The organism is Deltaproteobacteria bacterium (assembly GCA_003696105.1).
Classification (GTDB): Bacteria; Myxococcota_A; Polyangia; order Haliangiales; family J016; genus J016.
In genome coordinates, this window is record RFGE01000022.1 from 26,062 (window position 1) to 43,416 (window position 17,355).

The following is a 17,355-nucleotide window of genomic DNA, read 5'->3' on the forward strand; positions in this document are numbered from 1 at the left end:
TCACCGGCCGCCGCGTCCGCCGGTCGACCGGGTCATGACGAGCTTCCGCGCCTGGGCCGCCAGCGCCGACGGGATGCTCTTGGACCGCGCGAGCGCGCGGATGTCCTTGTCCCGCAAGTGGGGCACGAGCCGCATCGCGATCGCCAGCGGCGTCTTCGGGTTGTTGACCAGTGCGAGCTTGCACGCGTACAGCTTGGTCCATTCGCGCTTGCGCGCAATGTAGGCGATCACTTCCTCGGACAACGCGCTGTTTCCGGCGTGTTTGACCGCTTCCATTTCGGTGACGCCGGGCGCCTTGATGGCGGCGAGCGCGACCATCTTGTTGGAGTCGCGCACCAGCTGCGCGCGCACGAACTTGTTGCCGAGCGTCGCGAGGCGAATCTTCATCGGGATCGTCATCGCCGACAGCGGGAGGTCGCGCTCATCGCCCTCGTCTGCTGCGGCGGCGCGATCGTCGTCCGCCTCCTCGGCGGCCTGCTCCGCCGCGGCCGCGAACAGCGCGTCGGCCGCGTCGCGCCCCTCGTCAGACGGCGGGCCCGCCTTCGCCGTCGCGACCGCCGCGCGCGCGATCTCGTCCCACGCGGCGATCCCCGGCACGCGCACCTGATTGCGCACCGCGAGTTCCACCGCCCGATCCACCGTGGACATGCGGGCGGCGCGGTTGACGTACATCGCGGCGATGATGGCCGGATGGCGCAACAGCCGCTGCTCGTTGGAGGCGATCAGGTCGACCAGGCGCTCGCCGACCGCGCCCGCGAGTTCGGCGACGGTCTCATCGGCTGTCGCCGGATTGAGCAGAATCAGCTCGAGCATCGCCTCGCGGTTCGCCAGTCGCTCGGCAAAGAAGTCGAGCACGCGCGGATCCGCTTGCGGGTTCGACAGGGCGCCGGTGAGCACCCGGTCGGGCAACTCCGTGGCCGTCTTCGCGGCCGCCTGAGCGACCGCGCCGTCCGCGTCGATCGCGAGCTGATACAAAACGGTGATCAAATCAACCGGGTTGGGCAGAGGCGCGAGGCCGCGCGCGGCCATCATCTTGATGGGCCCGGAGGCCAGCGCCTTGCGCGCAGCCTCACTGAGCCGCTCCGCTTCGATCGGTGTACGCGCAATCGCCATCAGCGGTTCCTCTCGAACAAGATCTTCAATCCGCGGAGCGTCAGCAGCGGATCGACCTCGCGGATCGCGCGCGACGCGCCGGCGATCAGTCGCGCGAGCCCGCCGGTCGCAAGGCAATAGGGGTCGAAGTCCACCTCGGCGGCGATGCGGTCGACCACGGCGTCGACCATCCCGGCATACCCGTAATACAGGCCCGACTGCATCGACGTCACAGGCGTGCGCCCGACCGCGCGCTCCGGCTTGACGATCTCCACCCGCGGCAGCTTGGCCGCCCGGCGGTACAGCGCTTCGGCGCTGATGAGAATGCCCGGCGCGATCACCCCGCCGAGGTACTCGCCCTTCGGCGTGACCACGTCCCACGTCGTCGCGGTGCCGAAGTCGACGCACACGAGGCCGCGGCGATGTTTGTCGAACGCCGCCACCGCGTTGGCGATGCGGTCGGCGCCTACCTCGCGCGGATTCTCGTACAGGATCGGCATGCCGGTCTTGATCCCGGGACCGACCACCATCGGCTCGATGCCGAGGTGGCGGGAAAACAGCCGCACGACCGCGTGCAGCGCGGGCGGAACGACCGACGCGACGATGCCGTGGCTCACCGCATGCCAGTCGCGGCCGTGCAGCGCGAACAGTTGTTGGACGAGCACGGCGTACTCGTCCGAGGTGCGGTTGGCCTCCGTCGCGAGCCGCCAGTGGTCGACGAGTTCGTCGCCCTCGTAGAGGCCGAACACCGTGTTCGTGTTGCCGACGTCGACCGCGAGCAAATTGGCCATGCCGGCGACATCTTAGCGCGGCGGCGGCCGCGCGCGGCGCGCCGGTGCGCCGCCCCCTGGCGCGGCCACGGGGGATGCCCCCGTCACGGCGCCCGCCGGGATGTCGCCGGGGCCTACCCACGCGGCGGCGCGCCGTAGTACGCTCCCTGGCGACCATTCGTTCGCTTACCACGGGGAGGAATCCGACGATGCGCATCCATGTTGCTGGGTTCGTGTGCCTTGGTCTGCTCGCCTGCGGAGGCGGCGGCGATCCGGGGCCGCGCCCGCTGTCGCACCACTTCGACGACATGCACATCGCCGCGGTGCCGATCGCGGAGAAGCAGTCGGTCATCGAAGCGCAAAACGCCTACGCCACAGCGAAAATGGAGCGCGCCAAGGCGGAGGCCGACTACAACGAGTCGGCGACCAAGCTGTCGGTCGCCGAGAACGAGCGCGAGCAGGCGCTGCTCGCCGAAAAGTCCGCCCGCACCGAAAAGAAGGCGGCCGACGACTCGAACGATCTCACGCGCATCAATGCGGCGGCGGCCGAGCTTCACCGGGCCGAACTGGCTCGCAAGGCGGCCGACGAGAAGGTGTCGTGGCTGAAGGTCTACCGCGAATACCTCAAGAAGTGGCTGCGCTACACCGAAGAGGCCATGTACGCGGCGGAGGCCAAGTACGAGCTGGCCAAGGCGCGCATCGCGCAGAAAAAGAACATTCGGCCCAAGGGGTTCGATCCGGCGGTGTTCGAGACTCAATACAAGGAGCGGTCGGAGCGCGCGCAGCGCGCCCGCGCCCAGGCGATGCAGATCAAACAGAAGGCCGACGCGAAAAAGAAACAGTGGGAGGCCATGGTGAAGGCCGCCCAACCCAAGCCGGCCACCCAACCGAAGCCGGCCGCGACCGGCGGCAATACGAGCGGGAGCTGAGCGGACCGCGGATGGAGGTCGAGCGGGCACAGCAGACGGCGCGCGTTCTCGTCGTCGACGACGAGAAGGTCATCCGCGAAATCCTGTCGGAGTTCCTCACGATGGAGGGGTACATCGTGAGGAGCGTCGAGGACGGCGCCGACGCGATCACCGAGCTGCGCCTGCGGCCCTACGACATGGTGATCTCCGACCTCAAGATGCCCAAGGTCGGCGGACTCCAGTTGCTCGAGCAGATCCAGGCCGAGGGTATCGACGTGCTCACGGTCATCATGACCGGGTTCGGCACGGTCGAAACCGCGATCGAGGCGATGAAGAAGGGCGCCTACGACTACATCCTCAAGCCGTTCAAGGTCGAGGAGGTGGTCCACGTCGTCCAGCGAGGTCTCGAACGGCAGGCGCTGCAGGCGGAGAACGTACGGCTGAAGGAGGCGCTCACGCTGTACAGCGTCTCCGAGGCAATCGCGACGTCGCTCGACATCGAGCACGTGCTCGACGTGATCCTCGATGCGGCGATCCGAGAGGTCGACGGAGACGTGGCGACCCTGCACCTGCAGGATCCGGCGACCGGCCAGTTCGACGAGCGCATCAAAGCGCTCGGGCAGGTCGCGCGCGACGCCGACGCGAACGCGCCGCCGTCACCGGACGTGGACGAGTTGCTCGGCTATTTCCAGCGCGGCGAGGCGGTGCTCGCCCACGGGCTCAAGGCCAACCGGTTCTTTCGCACCCGCCCCGCGGGCAACCTGGTGTCCTTCGTATCCGTGCCGCTGCGGGTCGCCAGCCGCGTCATCGGAACGCTCAACGTGTTTTCGTTCACGCGCGGCAAGAAGTTCGACGAGGGCCACCGCAAGATGCTGTCGATCCTCGCGAGCCGGGCGGCGACATCGATCGAAAACGCGCGGCTGTACGAGGACCTCGTGGTCAAGAATCGCGACCTGGAGGCGGCCAATCTGTCGCTCGAGGAGAACTTCCGCCAGACGATCGTCGGCTTCGCGCACGCGCTCGAAGAGTCTGATCGCTACACGCGCGGCCACAGCGATCGCGTCGCCGAGTACGCGCGCCTGATCGCCGAAGGCCTCACCCTTCCAGACGATGACGTCCAGACGGTCGTCCGGGCGGCGCTCCTCCACGACATCGGCAAGATCGGCATCAAGAGCGAAAAGCTCAACAAACCGGGCAAACTCACCCCGGAAGAGGTCGAGATGTTCCGCGAACATCCAGACAAGGGTAAGCGGATCCTCGAGCCGATCCCGTTCATGCGCAATCTGATCGACGGTTGCTGGTGCCACCACGAGCAGTTCGACGGCGGCGGTTATCCGCGCGGCATCGCTGGCCAGAACATCCCGTTGCTGGGCCGCATCGTGGCGGTTGCCGATGCGTACGACGCGATGACGAGCGACCGCGCATACCGCAAAGCGCTGCCGCATCAGGTCGCGGTCGATGAGATCGAACGCTGCGCCGGCACGCAGTTCGACCCGGAGGTCGCGGAGGTTTTCCTCAAACTGATCGAGGACCACCGCGCGGCGCTGGCGGCGGCCGGCCATCCGATCCCGCGCTGACACCGCGCGGCGCCGGCGGCGGCCGGCCCTCCGATCCCGCGCTGACACCGCGCGGCGCTGGCGGCGGCCGGCCCTCCGATCCCGCGCTGACGCCGCGCCGCGGTCGACGGGCGCGCGCCCGGCCGGCTGCGCTACCGCCGGCGTCCCGCCAGCCACAGAGCCGCCGCGATCAACGCGGCGGTCGCGCCCCCGTCGATCGCGCCGGCGGTGCGGCAGTCGCAGCCGTCGTTGTCGTCGATCGGGGGCGGGTATCGCCCCGCGTCGGCGCGCGTCGCGTCGGGCGCCGCGGCGTCGACCGTCGCGGCGTCGGCGGCGGCAGCGTCCACGGCGCCGCCGTCGGCCTGTGCGGCCGCCACGCCCGGCGCGGCGACGCCGAGCGCGAGCACGAAGCCGGCGAGTGCATCTCTCATGGCCCGGTACGGTATCACGGCGCGCGAGCGTCGCGTCGCGCGGGCCCCCGGCGCAACGCGGCCGCGTCAGCCGTTGTCATGGACCGCGGGCGCCGGTCGGACGTCTAACGGGACATGGCGCACCGCACTGTCCTGTGCCTGTCGTCGGCGGCGGCCCACGCGGCCGCGATCGCCGCCCTGATCGCCGCCGGCGCCTGGCGCGTCGCCAAGCTGCCGGCCGAGTCCACCCCGCCCGTCTACCTGGCGATGGCCGTCCCGCCCGCGCTTCCTGCGCCCGGCGGCGGCGACGGCAAGCCGCCGCCACTGCGCCGCGCACACGGCGGTGCGGGCCGCGCAGACCCCGCCCGCAAGCAACGGGCCGCCGGCGTCCAGCCGCTCGCGGTCGAGGAGGACGCGGCGACCGCGGCAGGCGGCCGCGACGCAGACGGCGACGTCTGGGGGGACGACGCGTGGGGCGTCGCCGGCGGCGACGGGCGCGGGCTTCACATCGTTCCGGGGACCTGCCGCAACCCGCCCTGCGGCGTCGCCGGCATCACCGAGGTCGCGGTCCCCGATCCCCCCGAGCCGCGCGACCGCATCGTCCCTCCCGAGCTGCTCCGCGGCCGCCGCATCGCCGGCTCCGACCGGATCGAACCGCCGGACGCCGTGCGGGTCGCCATGGCGCGAGCCGGCGTCGACCGCGTCCGCGCCAGCGTGCGACTGTGCATCGACTCGCGCGGCCGCGTGCGCGATCTCGCCGTGTTGCGAAGCACGACGTACCCGGCGTACGACGCGACGCTGATCCGCGCGATGCGCGCGTGGCGATATCGCCCGTACGAAATCGATGGTACACCCGTGCCCGCGTGCACGGTCGTCCAGGTCCTGTATCGGTTCCGCTAGGAGGCGGTTGCGTATAGGCGCGCCAGCGAGGTTGCGAGATGCGAGGCGAGGTTCGGCGCACGCCCGTAGCGCACGAGGGCGCGTATAATCATACGGTACCGAAGGGCGCGAGGACGTACGCCGAAGATCGCCCGCCGATCGTGACCGCAGCCAGCGGCTATGCGCAACAGCCTCCTATCCGTCCCGCTGGTCCGCATCGTGTCCGGCGGTCAGACCGGCGCCGACCGCGGCGGCCTCGAGGCGGCGATCGCGCTGGGCATCGAGCACGGCGGCTGGTGTCCGCGCGGCCGGCGCGCCGAGGACGGCCGCATCCCGGACCGCTACCGGTTGCGCGAGACCGAGTCGGCCGACTATGCACAGCGGACGGAGCGCAACGTGCTCGACAGCGACGGCACGGTGCTGTTCACCCGCGGCGCGCCGACCGGAGGCAGCGCGCTCACCGCCGCGTTGGCGCGCCGCCACGCCAAGCCGCTGTTGCACGTCGATCTGGCATCGACGGACGAGCGCACCGCCGCGTGCGCGCTGCGCGCATGGCTGGCCGACCGCGGGATCGCGACACTCAACGTCGCTGGCAGTCGCGAAAGCGGCTGCCCCGGCATCTCGGACGCGGTCCGGCGCATCGTCACCGCGGCCGTCGCCGCGCCGTGACCCCGAGGCGCCGCGCGGGCCGCGCGCCCGGTCCCCACCGCCTACGGCATCTCCATTCGCGACACGGCGACGACGCCCGCGCGATCGGCGTAGACCGCGACCTCGATCGTGCCGAACGCGGCCGCGATGCGGTCGACCAACCGCACGACGTTCGGGTCGGGCGTCCCCATCGCGAACGCGGACGACAGAAGCTTCATGTAGCGGCCGTAGTCGTACGCGAACGCGACCAGCGGTCCGTCGTGACGCCGCTTGGCGCCGAGAAACTGCACCATCCGGTCCACCGCGCCGGGGCCGAGCGACAGGCCGATCCAGTCGCCGCGGCGCGCCAGGTGCGCCTTGCCGGGAATCGGCAGCCCCAGTTGTACCTCCACCGGTTTGCCATCGGCCGGCAGGTCGACGCCGGCGAGGACCGGCAGCGCGGTCGCCAGCTTCGCGAGCAGAGCGTCTCCGGCGGTCGTGCCGACCACGGCGAACCCGCTGCCGGTGGGCGACGCGCCGTCGAGCGACAGCGACTGCACCGCGAACGCACCGCCGCGGATCGCCGCGACCTCGGCCGGCACCGTGTCCGCCGCGATCTGTCGGGCGGCGTCGTTGAGCTCCGCCAGATCCGCGCACTGATAGGGTGCGGCCTGCACCCGCCGAGCCCAGCTTTGCATCGACTGGACGACCGCGTTCATGTCGACGGCAACTCCCATCGCGAACAGGGGCGAGCTGTGCGCCAGCGCCCGCATGTCGGGTGCGTCTGCCCGCCACCCGGCGAGATCGCGCGCCAGGTCGTCGCGCAGTTCGACGACGACCAGCGTGTCCAACGCGTGCGCGTCCGCTCGCGTGTAGCCGAACACGCCCCGCGGCACCGACGCCGCGATCGCCTCGATCTCCTTGCGGCATTCCGCGGACAGGTCGGCGGACTCCCCCCACGCCCCGAGCCCGCCGTCGGCCAGCGCCCACCGGACGACGGCGCGCGCATCGATGTAGCCGGCCGCCACGCCGAGCAGGCCGTAATTGGCGATCGCGTCCCGCAGCGCCCCGGTGTCCGCCAGCGACCGCGCGGGCCGACGCGCCCCCGTGAGTACGGGCAACACGTCGTCGGCCGCGCCCGCGGGCAGCACCGCCATCACGAGATCGCCGCCGGCCACGCCGACCGCGAACAGCCCCACGTCCTCGACCGGCCACGTCCGCAGCGACGCGCCGCCGACCGCGCGCGGCGCCGCGCCCCAGCCGGCCGCGTCGAGTCGTGCGAACAGCGCCTCGGTCTTGGCGGGATCCTTCAGCGCGACCCGCAGCGCCAGCGCCGGCCCGATCGCGTACACGGCGTAGTACGCGGGCGGCAGCGCGAGCCCCACGCGCTGCAAGCCGTCCGGCGACAGGTCGCCGCCGAGCGCGTCGTAGACCGCGCGGGCGATCGGATCCGCGGGCGGCTCCGCCTCCGCCGCCATCTTCGCGATCGGCGCCCACACCGCGCCGAACCGAGCGGCGGCGTCGTCGGGCAGCGGCCTCAGCCCCGCCATCACGAACGGCGTGTCCGCCGGGATCAGCTTCAACATCTCGGGCTGCGGCACCTGCGCGGCCGGCCGCGGCGTGTACAGCGGCGGCTCGGACGGGTCGGCCGGCTCGCCGTCGGCCGGCTTGCCGTCCTTCGAGCACGCGGCCAACCACACCGCCGCGCACGCCACTGCCACTGCCAGCTTGCGTTGCAACATCGCTCCTCCTCGTTGTCGGCCGGCGGATGTGCCGGCGATCCCCGGCGGATCGCCGCCGAATCGCGCCCGGCCCGGTCGCCGCGCGAACCGCCTGTCAGACTCGCCGCCTATATACCGCACATGCGCGTCTATTTCATTGGAAGCCACGCCACCGGCAAGACGACGCTGTGCCGCTACGTCAGCCACCGCTATCGCCTGCCGATGATCACCGAGGTCGCCCGCCTCATCCTCGCCGAACAGGAGACCAACCTCGACGCGCTGCGCACCGACATGGACCTGGTCGCAGCCTACCAACGGCGCGTGTTCGAGCGGCAAATGCAGGTCGAGCGCCAGCACGACGGCTCGTTCGTGTCCGACCGCGCGTTCGACAACCTCGCCTACGCCGCCGAACACACCACCATCCTCGCGGAACTGCTCGGCGACCCGCGGTTCGACGAGTACATGGAGTGGGTCGCCGGCGGCGTCGTGTTCTTCTTGCGGCCGCACGCGTCGCTGTTGCGCGACGACGGCGTGCGCGCCGGCGTGTCGTGGGACGAGGTCGTCCGCATCGACGGGATGGTCAAGCTGCTGCTCGAGCAGTACCGCATCAAGTACCTGCCGGTCGAGAGCGTGTCGATGCAGGAGCGCGTGCGGGCGGTCGAGTTCGTGTTCGACCGCCTCGGCATCGCGGACCGCCCCGACGACACTCCGACGGCGCGCGAACGCCGGCGCGAAAGCGGGCGCGGAAACGGGCGTGGCAACGGCCACGACGTGCCCGCGTTCGTCTAGGCAGCCGTTGCGCATCGGCGCGCCTGCTAGGTGCCGGGTTTGTCGCGCGCCGGCGGCGGGACCGCAGTTGTGCGCGCAGGCGGCTCCCGCTCGCCCGGCGGCCGTGATAACGTCGCGTCTGCGCTCGCGTTTTACTCGTGGGGCCGATGACCGACGACGTCACGCCGACCAACCCGCAGCCGATCGACGTGCTGCAGGCGCAACTGGACGCGTTCCGCAAGGACCCGACCGACGCCGACCTGTACGTCGAGCTGCGCGCGGCGCTGCGCAAAAGCGGTCATCCGGACCTGTTGGCGGAAATTTGCGAGCTGCGCGCCCCACACGAACGCGACCCTCGCAAGGCGGCCGCCATGTGGTCGGAGGCCGGCGAGGCGCGCCTGCTCATCGGCGACGAACACCGGGGAGACCGCGACCTGCGACAGGCGCTCGCCATCGACCCGGCGGACGAGCGCGCCGCCGCCCGCTACGCCGAACGCCTGATGGTCGCCGAGCGGTTCGCGGACGCTGCAGCCGTTCTCGAGGCCGAACTCGCCGAACTCGAGCGCCGAGCCGCGGACGCGGCGGGCGCGCGCAAGCGAGCGGCCGAGCCGTTCGCGGCGCGGCGCGCGCAGCGCCACCGACTGCTCGCGCAGCTTTGGGACGAACGCCTGGGCCGGGTCGACCGCGCGCTACATCACTGGCAGCGCGCGTGGCGGCTCGAGCCCGACAAACCGGACGCGATCGAGGCGGCGCGCGCAATCTACGCGAGCCTCGGCGACCACGACATGGTGGCCGAGTTGTATCGCGCCGAGTTGGCCGCGATCGGCGAGCGCGCGCCGGCCCGGCGCCGCGCCGAACTCGAACTCGCCCTCGGGCGTCTGATGCTGCGGCGCGGCGACGCGGCCGCAGCGGCAGCGCACGCGGAGAACGCGGTCGCGCTCGCGCCCGACTGGGCCGACGCGCGCGAAACGCTGGCCGAGGTGTACGCGTCGCCCGTGTTCGCCGGCGAGTCCGATCCACAGCGGCGCGCCGGCGAGCTGTTCGTCGAACTCGGCCGAGCGGCGCTCGACGACGACGACCGCGAACGCGCGATTACCTACCTGCGCCGCGCGCTCGGCGTCGACCCGTACTCGCGGGCGGGCACCGAGTCGCTCGAGGAGGCGCTGGCGATCGACGACCGTTGGGAGGAGCTCGATCGGTTGTACCAGCACCGTCTCGGCCTCACCGACGATCCACGCGAGCGACTCGTTCTGCTGCGCAAGCGCGCCCTGCTGTACGAGGAGCAGATCGACGACCGCGACGAACTCATCGCCATCCTCGAACAGATCGCGGCGGCCGAACCGCCGGGCGGCGACGCGAGCCGCCGCCTCCGACAGCTGTACCGGGAAACGGAGAACTGGGCCGCGCTCGCCGCGCTGATCGAGCGCGACATCGCGAACGTGCCAGAAGAGCCAGGCCCGCTCACGGACGCCCTGCTCGAACTGGCGACGATCGCCAAGGAGCACCTGCGCGAACGCGACCGCGCTGCCGAGTATCTACACCGCATCCTCACGATCGATCCGACACATCCGGAGGCGCTCGCGCGCTATCACGAGCACTTCCGCGAGCGGCGCGACTGGCGCGGCCTGGCCGACCTCACCGAGTTCGCGATCGACAACGCCCGCGACGCAGGCGCGCCGCCCGGCGAGATCGTCCGGCAACTCGAAGAATTGGCCCAGCTCGCCGAAATGCGGCTCGGCGACGTCGACCGCGCGGTCGCGACGTGGCAGCGCGTGCAGCAGATCGAGCCCGACAATCCGCGAGCCCGCGAGGCGCTGCGCCGGTTGGCATCCCGCGCGAAGATGTGGGAGTCGCTCGTCGGCGTGCTCGAGCAAGAGGCGGCGCAAGCGCAAAGCCCGGCCGAGCGCGCCGAGGCATTGCGCCGCATCGCTCAGGTCTACCGCGAGCGGCACGTCCATCCGCGCCAGGCGATCGCGCTGTTCGAGGAAGTGCTGCAGACGTTCCCTGGCGACGAAAGCGCGCTCAAAGCGCTCGCGGAGCTGTACGAGCGCGAGGGGGACGATGCCGGGCTCGCGCGCACGCTGCGGCGGCAGCTCGACGTCGACGCGCGGCGCGTCGCCGAGCGCCTGCGCGCCGAGGGCAAAGCGGCTGCGTCCGCACGCGACTGGCCGGTCGCGCAGCGGGTCGAACGGCTCACCACGCTGCGCCGGCTCGCAACGATGTACGAGCAACGGCTCGCCGACGTCGAGGGCGTCGTGTTCGCGTGCGCGGGCATTCTCGAGATTCTGCCGGGCGACCGCGACGCGCTCGACCGGATGGAGCGCGTTCTCGAACGCGCCGGCGACACGGTCCGCCTCGAACAGACGCTCGAGTACCACGCCGAGGCGGCGACCGGCCCGGCCGAGCGCGCGCGCGTGCTGCGCAGGCTGGCGCGTCTCGCCCGCGACCGCGACGACCCCGCCGCGGCCATGGAGCGGTGGGAGCGCGTGCTCGCGGCCACGCCCAACGATGCCGAGGCGCTCGTCGAACTCGCCCACCTGTACGAGACGTACCGCCGGTGGTCCGAGCTGGCCGACGTGCTCGAGCGCTCGCTGGCGCTCGAACGCGCCCCCGCCGCCGGCACGCCGGAAGCCGCCCGCCGCGCGGCAAAACTGAAGAAGCTCGCCCGGGTCGTCGACCGGGAACTCGGCGACGACGCGCGCGCGATCCGCGCCTGGCGGCAATTATTGGATATCCAACCGAAAGACCGCGACGCGCTCGACGCGCTGGCGCGGCTGTACGAAGCGCGCGGGCAGTGGCGCGACCTCACCGAGATCCTGGAGCGGCAGGCCCCGCTGTACGCGCACGACGACCCGGCAAAGGCGGCCGAAGTCATTCTCCGGCGAGCGCGCCTGCTCGAGGAGCGCCTCGGCGCGCCGGTCGAGGCGATCGACGCGCTGGAAGCGCTGCTGGCCGACGTGGACCCCGGGAACCTCGACGCACACAAGGCGTTGCGCCGCCTGTACGAAGCGCGCGGGGACTTCGACGCCGCGGTTCGAATCGCCGAACGCGAGATGTACCTTAGCGCCGGCGAGGCCGAGAAGATCGCGCGGGGCATGGAAATCGGCCTCTTGTGCCGCGACCAGCTCGGCGATGCAACCCGCGCGCTCCAGGCGTTCGAGCGCGTGCTCGAGCTGGCTCCCGACCACGACGAAGCGCTCGCGGCCGCGGCCGAGTTGTACGCGCAGGTCGGCGACTGGCACCGGCACGTCGATGCGCTCGAACGGCGCCTGCCGCGCGTCGCGGCGGAGCGCGACCGCCGCGCGCTGTACATCCGCATCGCGCAGGCCAAAGCCGAGCGGCTGCACGACCCCGAGGGCGCATTCGCCGTGTTGCGCACCGCACACGAGGAGTTGCCCGATCCCACCACCATCGCCGAACTGCGCCGTGCCGCGGAGGCCTACGGCCTGTGGGCCGAACTCGCTGACGTCTACGACCGCGAGCGCCGGTCGCTCGCCGGAGCCGGCGGTCCGGCGGACCCGGACGCGTACGTCGCGGCGTCGCGCCAGGTGGCCGCGATCGCGGAGCGGCGCCTCGGCGACCGCGCGCGCGCCATGGATGCACTGCGCGACGCGCTCGCCGCGGCGCCGCTGGACGACGGGTTGGTCGCCGAGGCCGAGCGCATCGCACTCGAAGCCGACGAGCCCGCGCTGTGGCAGAAGCTGATCGACGTCCTCGGCGTACCGCTGACGGCGGTCGGTCGAGCCGAGCGGGTCGCCCTCCATACGCGGCGAGCGCGCATCTACGAGGAGCGGCTCGACGACCCGAAAGGCGCCTTCGAAGAGCTGCTGCGCGCGTTCGCCTGGGAACCGCAGCGCGACGAGACCCGCCAGGCGATCTACGCGCTCGCCGAGCGCACGCGGCGGTGGACCGACGTGGTCGCCGTAGAGGCGGCGCTGTTTCAGCGCGCGCCGTCGCGCGAGGAGGCGATCGCCGTGTTGCGCCGCAAGGCGCAGGTGATCGAGGACCACCTGCACGAACGCGTTCGCGCGTTCCGCACCCACCTGGCCGCGTTTCTGCTCGCGCCGGACGACGGCGACACCGTCGCGCACCTGTGGCGGCTCGCACGGGACATCGGGGACTATCGGCCCGCCGATCGACGGCCGAAGCCGGAGCCGCCGCCGGCGCACGTCGAACCGACAGAGATCGACGAACCGGCCGCGGTGCAGTCGGCGCGCCCGACCGCACCGGGGCGACGGGCTGCCGATACCGTGCCGGCGCCGCGCATCGAAATTCAATCGACGACGTCGCGGGGCGAGCCGACACAAGAACTCACGCTGTCGGATCTCATCCCGCTGGCGGGCGGCCCGCAGCCGCCGCCGCGGGAGGACTCGACCGTCGAACTCGACCTCAACGATCTCGAGCCGGTCGCCCGGCAGGGCGAATCTCGCGGCGATCCGACCATCGAGCTGCGGACCGAGGATCTCATCCAGGCCCTCCGACCCGGCGACGACACGGCGCCGGTACCGCCGCCGCAGTCGTCGCGCCCGCGGCTTCCGGGGGTCCGCGCGCCGGGCCAGCCGCCGCCCCCGCCGCCGCGCCGGCCGACGATTGAACGCCATCCGCGATCTCCCCGGAGCGCGACGCCACCTGCCGCGAAACGCGCCGCGCCACGTCCCGTCCGCGGGCGCTCCCTGCCCGCGATGCCCGACCGCGACTACGCATCCGCGTGGGACGAGTTCGCCACTGCCTACGAGTTGCTACCGGCGGCGAGCGACGCGGACAAGCTGCGCTGGCTGTTCCGCGCGGCCGAGGTGTGGGAAGCCGGCGCCCGCGACGTGGACCGCGCGTTCGAGGTGCTCGAGCGCGCGCTCGCGCTCGCTCCCGACGACGCCGAGCCGCGCGCCCGATTGCACCGGCTCGCCGCTGACCACGACCGGTGGGATCGACTGGCGGAGCTGTACGAGGCCGCCGCCGAACGAGCGGACACCGCCGACACGGCGGCCGCGCTGTACATGGAAGTCGCCGCGATCCGCGCAAATCAGGGCCATGCACAGCAAACCGAACGGTTGTACCGTAAAGTGTTGGGCATGCGACCGGATGACGCGGTCGCGCGCGAGCGCCTCGAGGCGCTATATCGAGCGTCCGACCGCTGGGTCGACCTTGCGGCGTCGCTCGAAGAGCGCACGGATCCTCGCCTCGGTGCCGCGGCACCGGAAGCCGAACGCCCCGCGCTGTTGCGCGAACTCGCATCGATCTACCGCGACAAACTTCACCGACCGCACGACGCGCTCGATGCGCTCGATCGACTGCGCAAACTGGTGCCGGACGATCTCGACGTCCTCGATCAGATCGCGGAAATCAACCAGGAAGCGGGCCATTTCAGCGCTGTAGTCGACGCGCTTCACAAGATCGCGGACCTCGCCGAGGGCACGCCGCGCGCACGCGAGGCGCTCCGCCGCATCGGCGCCATTTACGAGCGAGAGATCGAACTACCGGATCGCGCGATCGATGCCTACAACGAGATCATCGCCGCGTGGCCCGACGATGCGGATGCGTACGCCGCGCTCGATCGCCTGTACGAGAGCCACGCGCGCTGGCACGAACTGGCCGATACACTGAGGCGTCGCGCGTCACTCGCCGACGACCCTGCCGAGCGCGCCGCGCTATTGCATCGGCGCGCGCGCGTACTTCTCGATTGGCTCGGCAACCCGGACGAAGCGGCCGCCGCGCTGCGCCACGCGCGCACGCTCAATCCCGACGACCCGCAGCTCGCCGACGATCTGGTCACCGCACTCGTCAAAGCCGGCCGCGAACGCGAGGCCGCCGCGGTGCTCGAAGGCCGAGTCGAAGCGCTCACCCGCGACGGCGCGGCCGCCGGCGACATCGCGGCGCTGTGGATCCGCCTGGCGCAGCTCCGCGCCGATGCGCTCGACGACATCGACGGCGCACGGCGCGCGCTCGACCGCGCGCTCGAGTTGGTGCCCAATCACCCGACCGCGCTGTCGGTCCACACGCGCCTGGCCGACACGGACACCGACCCGCGTGCGTACGCGGAGGCGCGCCTGCGCGAAGCCGACGCGCTCCGCGACATCGACGATCAGATCGCCGCGTTGCTCGACGCGGGCCGCACGCTGCGCGAGCGCTGCGGCGATTCGGACGCGGCCCGCGCGGCGTTCGAACGCGTGCTCGCCCTTCGCCCCGCGCATCCCGAAGCGACCTGGGAGTTGGCCGGCCTCATCGAGGAAAGCGGCGATCCCGACGCCGCCGCGGAGTTGCTCGAGCGCCAGCTCGACCAGGAGGCTCTCGCGCCCGCAGACCGCGCTCGAATCCTCACTCAGCTCGCCGCGCTCGCGCGCCGCGCCGGCGTCCCCGCCGCGGCCGAGCGGCGCCTCGAAGAGGCGCTGCGCGCCGTGCCGGGCCACGTGCCGGCGATCCTGGCGCGCGCCGATCTGCTCGCCGAGAGCGAGCAGCACGAGCAGCTCGTCGCGTTCTTGCAGGAAGCTCGAGCGCACGTCGACCGCGACGCAGGCGACGCCCGCGCCGAGATCGACCGCCGCCTCGCCGCAGCGTACGAGGCGCTGGGCCGCGACGACGATGCGTACCACACGCTGCTCGAAGCCGATCGCCGCCATCGCGGCAACCTGTTGGTCAAACTGGCGCTCGGCGAAAACCGCTACCGCGCGCGCCGCTGGCGCGAAGCGGCGCTCCATCTCGGGGCGCTGGCGGACCATCCGGACGCGGACAAGCACGCAGCCGAGGTCGCGGAGGGCCTGTACCACGCAGCGCTCGCCGAGATCCGCGCCCTGCGTCCCAACAAGGCCGAGCCGCTGTACCGGCGCGCCATCGAACTCAAGCCAAACTACGCGCCCGCGCTGCACGCGCTCGCCGAGTTGGCGATGGAGCGCGGCGACATGCACGAAGCCGCGGACCTGCTCACCAGACAGGCGACGGCCACCGAAGATCCCGCCGAGCGCGTGCGCCTGTTCGAGGCGCTCGGTGACCTCGCACTGATGGCGCTACACGACGAACAGCGCGCGCGGGTATGCTACGAAGCCGCCGTGCAGGCGGCATCGCCGCTGGGCTCCGAGCACATCGCATTGCTCGAGAAGCTGCTCGAGCGACAAGACCTGGCCGGCGACCACGCGGGCGCCGCGCGCACCGCGGAGCTGATGGCGTCGTTCGCGGCCGATCCGGCGGCGCGCGCCGCTCGGCTGGTCGCGGCGGCGCAGAACTACCTCGCCGCAGGCGACGAAGACCACGCGGTCGCGGCGGCCGAGCGAGCCGTCGATGCCGATCCCTACGATCTCACCGGGGCCACGATCGCGTCCGAGCTGATGATGAAACGCGAGGCGTACGATCGCGCCGCCGAGGTGCTCAGCCGCGCCCTGAGTGCGGCGGCGCCGGCCGACGACGTGACAGCGGCACGCGCCGCGGACCTGTGGCGGCGGCTGGCCGACGCGCGCCGCAGTCGCGGCGATCTCAAGGGCGCCGTGACCGCGTACGAACGCGCCGTCGACGTCGCGCCCGAGTCGGACGCCGCCCTGCGCGCGCGCCGCGAACTGCTCGACCTGTGGGATGACGACGACGAGCGTCGCGACCGCTGCCTCGCGTTCGCCCGCGAGATCGCGCGCGTCGACCAGCGCCCCGCAGACATCCTGGCGTTGGCGCGCATGCTGTGTCGCGCTACCTCCGCCGGGCCGGTGCATGTCGACGGCAGCCGCACCGCGCTCGAACTCGCGGCGGCCCTCGGCGAGTCGCTCGGGCCGGACGACGTCGCCTTCTTGGCGAAATACCCGGAGCGCGTGCTCGACGTCGATGAGGCATACCGCGGCGCGCTCGACGACAGCGATCGCGCGCAGCTGATCGCGGACCCGAGGGACGAGCCGCTCGCCTCGGTTCTCCAGGTGTTGTGGGAAGCGGCGCCGCTATTGTGGTCGGAACCCGCGGACGCGCTCGAACGCATGGGGATCCCCGAGGCCGAGCGCGTCGGCGCGCGCTCCGACCTCGTGGCGGCCGTGATGTATCCGCACATCGCGCGCGCTCTCGGCGCCCCGCGCACCGTGCTGTACACCGCCCAGACCGGCGCCGACATCACCGTCGCGTGCGTCGCACCGCCGATCGTCGCGCTCGGTCGCCGGTTGCAGGTCACCACCGGCGGAGAGCGAGGCGACGATGCGCCGGGCGATCTCGAGCTGCGCTTCCTACTGGGGCGCGCCGCCGAGTTTGCGCGGCCCGAACGCGCAATCGCGGTCGGGCTGCCGCGCGATCAGTTCGCCTCCCTCGTCGCATCGCTTCGGCGCGCGTTCGGCCCGGGTCCGTCGCGCGACGACATCGCTGCCGGCCAGCGAGAACAGGACGCCACGCTGCGCAAGACCTTGCCCGTGAAAGTGCGGACACGGCTCGAAGAGATCCTCGCGAGCGCGGACCCGCGCGATCTGGACCCGGACCGCTACGTCGCGGCGTGTCACCGGGCGGCGGATCGCGCCGGCCTGCTCGTGTGCGGCGACATCGCGACGGCGATCCGCGTCGCCGGCGGACCGGATCGAGCGCGCCACATCATCGACGTCGCGCTGCGCGACGCCTACCTCGACGCGCGCGCGCGCCTGGGCGTCGCCACCGATGGCTGACGCGCCGGCCGCACC

Annotated in this window: 8 protein-coding genes and 1 pseudogene; 5 read left to right on the plus strand and 4 right to left on the minus strand. The window is 72.1% G+C overall.

The features are described 5' to 3' along the window. Positions 1 to 1,113, minus strand: coding sequence for a hypothetical protein (locus D6689_01500; GenBank protein ID RMH44819.1), 1,113 nt, complete (start codon positions 1,111 to 1,113; stop codon positions 1 to 3). After that, positions 1,113 to 1,883: a type III pantothenate kinase gene (locus D6689_01505; protein RMH44820.1), complete on the minus strand. Its 771-nt coding sequence runs from the start codon at positions 1,881 to 1,883 to the stop codon at positions 1,113 to 1,115. Before D6689_01505 ends, D6689_01500 begins: the two co-directional genes overlap by 1 nt. Positions 1,884 to 1,983: 100 nt before the next feature. Between D6689_01505 and D6689_01510 the strand changes: the two genes are divergently transcribed. Beyond that, positions 1,984 to 4,347, plus strand: a complete 2,364-nt coding sequence (locus D6689_01510) for a response regulator (GenBank protein ID RMH44821.1) — start codon at positions 1,984 to 1,986, stop codon at positions 4,345 to 4,347. Between the two features lie 165 nt (positions 4,348 to 4,512). Here the strand turns inward: D6689_01510 and D6689_01515 are convergent. Next, positions 4,513 to 4,740, minus strand: a pseudogene (locus D6689_01515) (PE family protein). A 131-nt stretch (positions 4,741 to 4,871) separates the two neighbouring features. Between D6689_01515 and D6689_01520 the strand changes: the two are divergent. Next, positions 4,872 to 5,636, plus strand: a complete 765-nt coding sequence (locus D6689_01520) for a TonB family protein (protein RMH44822.1) — start codon at positions 4,872 to 4,874, stop codon at positions 5,634 to 5,636. 159 nt (positions 5,637 to 5,795) lie between these two features. Further along, the gene (locus tag D6689_01525) at positions 5,796 to 6,284 is read left to right on the plus strand and encodes a molybdenum cofactor carrier (protein ID RMH44823.1); all 489 of its coding nucleotides are present in this window, start codon (positions 5,796 to 5,798) and stop codon (positions 6,282 to 6,284) included. A 41-nt stretch (positions 6,285 to 6,325) separates the two neighbouring features. Here D6689_01525 and D6689_01530 read toward each other — a convergent pair whose 3' ends face one another. Further along, positions 6,326 to 7,984: a hypothetical protein gene (locus D6689_01530; protein RMH44824.1), complete on the minus strand. Its 1,659-nt coding sequence runs from the start codon at positions 7,982 to 7,984 to the stop codon at positions 6,326 to 6,328. 120 nt (positions 7,985 to 8,104) lie between these two features. Between D6689_01530 and D6689_01535 the strand changes: the two genes are divergently transcribed. Then, positions 8,105 to 8,752 (plus strand): hypothetical protein, encoded by a 648-nt coding sequence (locus D6689_01535; protein RMH44825.1) that lies wholly within the window; start codon positions 8,105 to 8,107, stop codon positions 8,750 to 8,752. A gap of 146 nt (positions 8,753 to 8,898) precedes the next feature. Further along, positions 8,899 to 17,340 carry a hypothetical protein gene (locus D6689_01540; GenBank protein RMH44826.1) on the plus strand — a complete coding sequence of 2,814 codons (8,442 nt, stop codon included), beginning with the start codon at positions 8,899 to 8,901 and terminating at the stop codon, positions 17,338 to 17,340. Positions 17,341 to 17,355 lie beyond the last annotated feature (15 nt).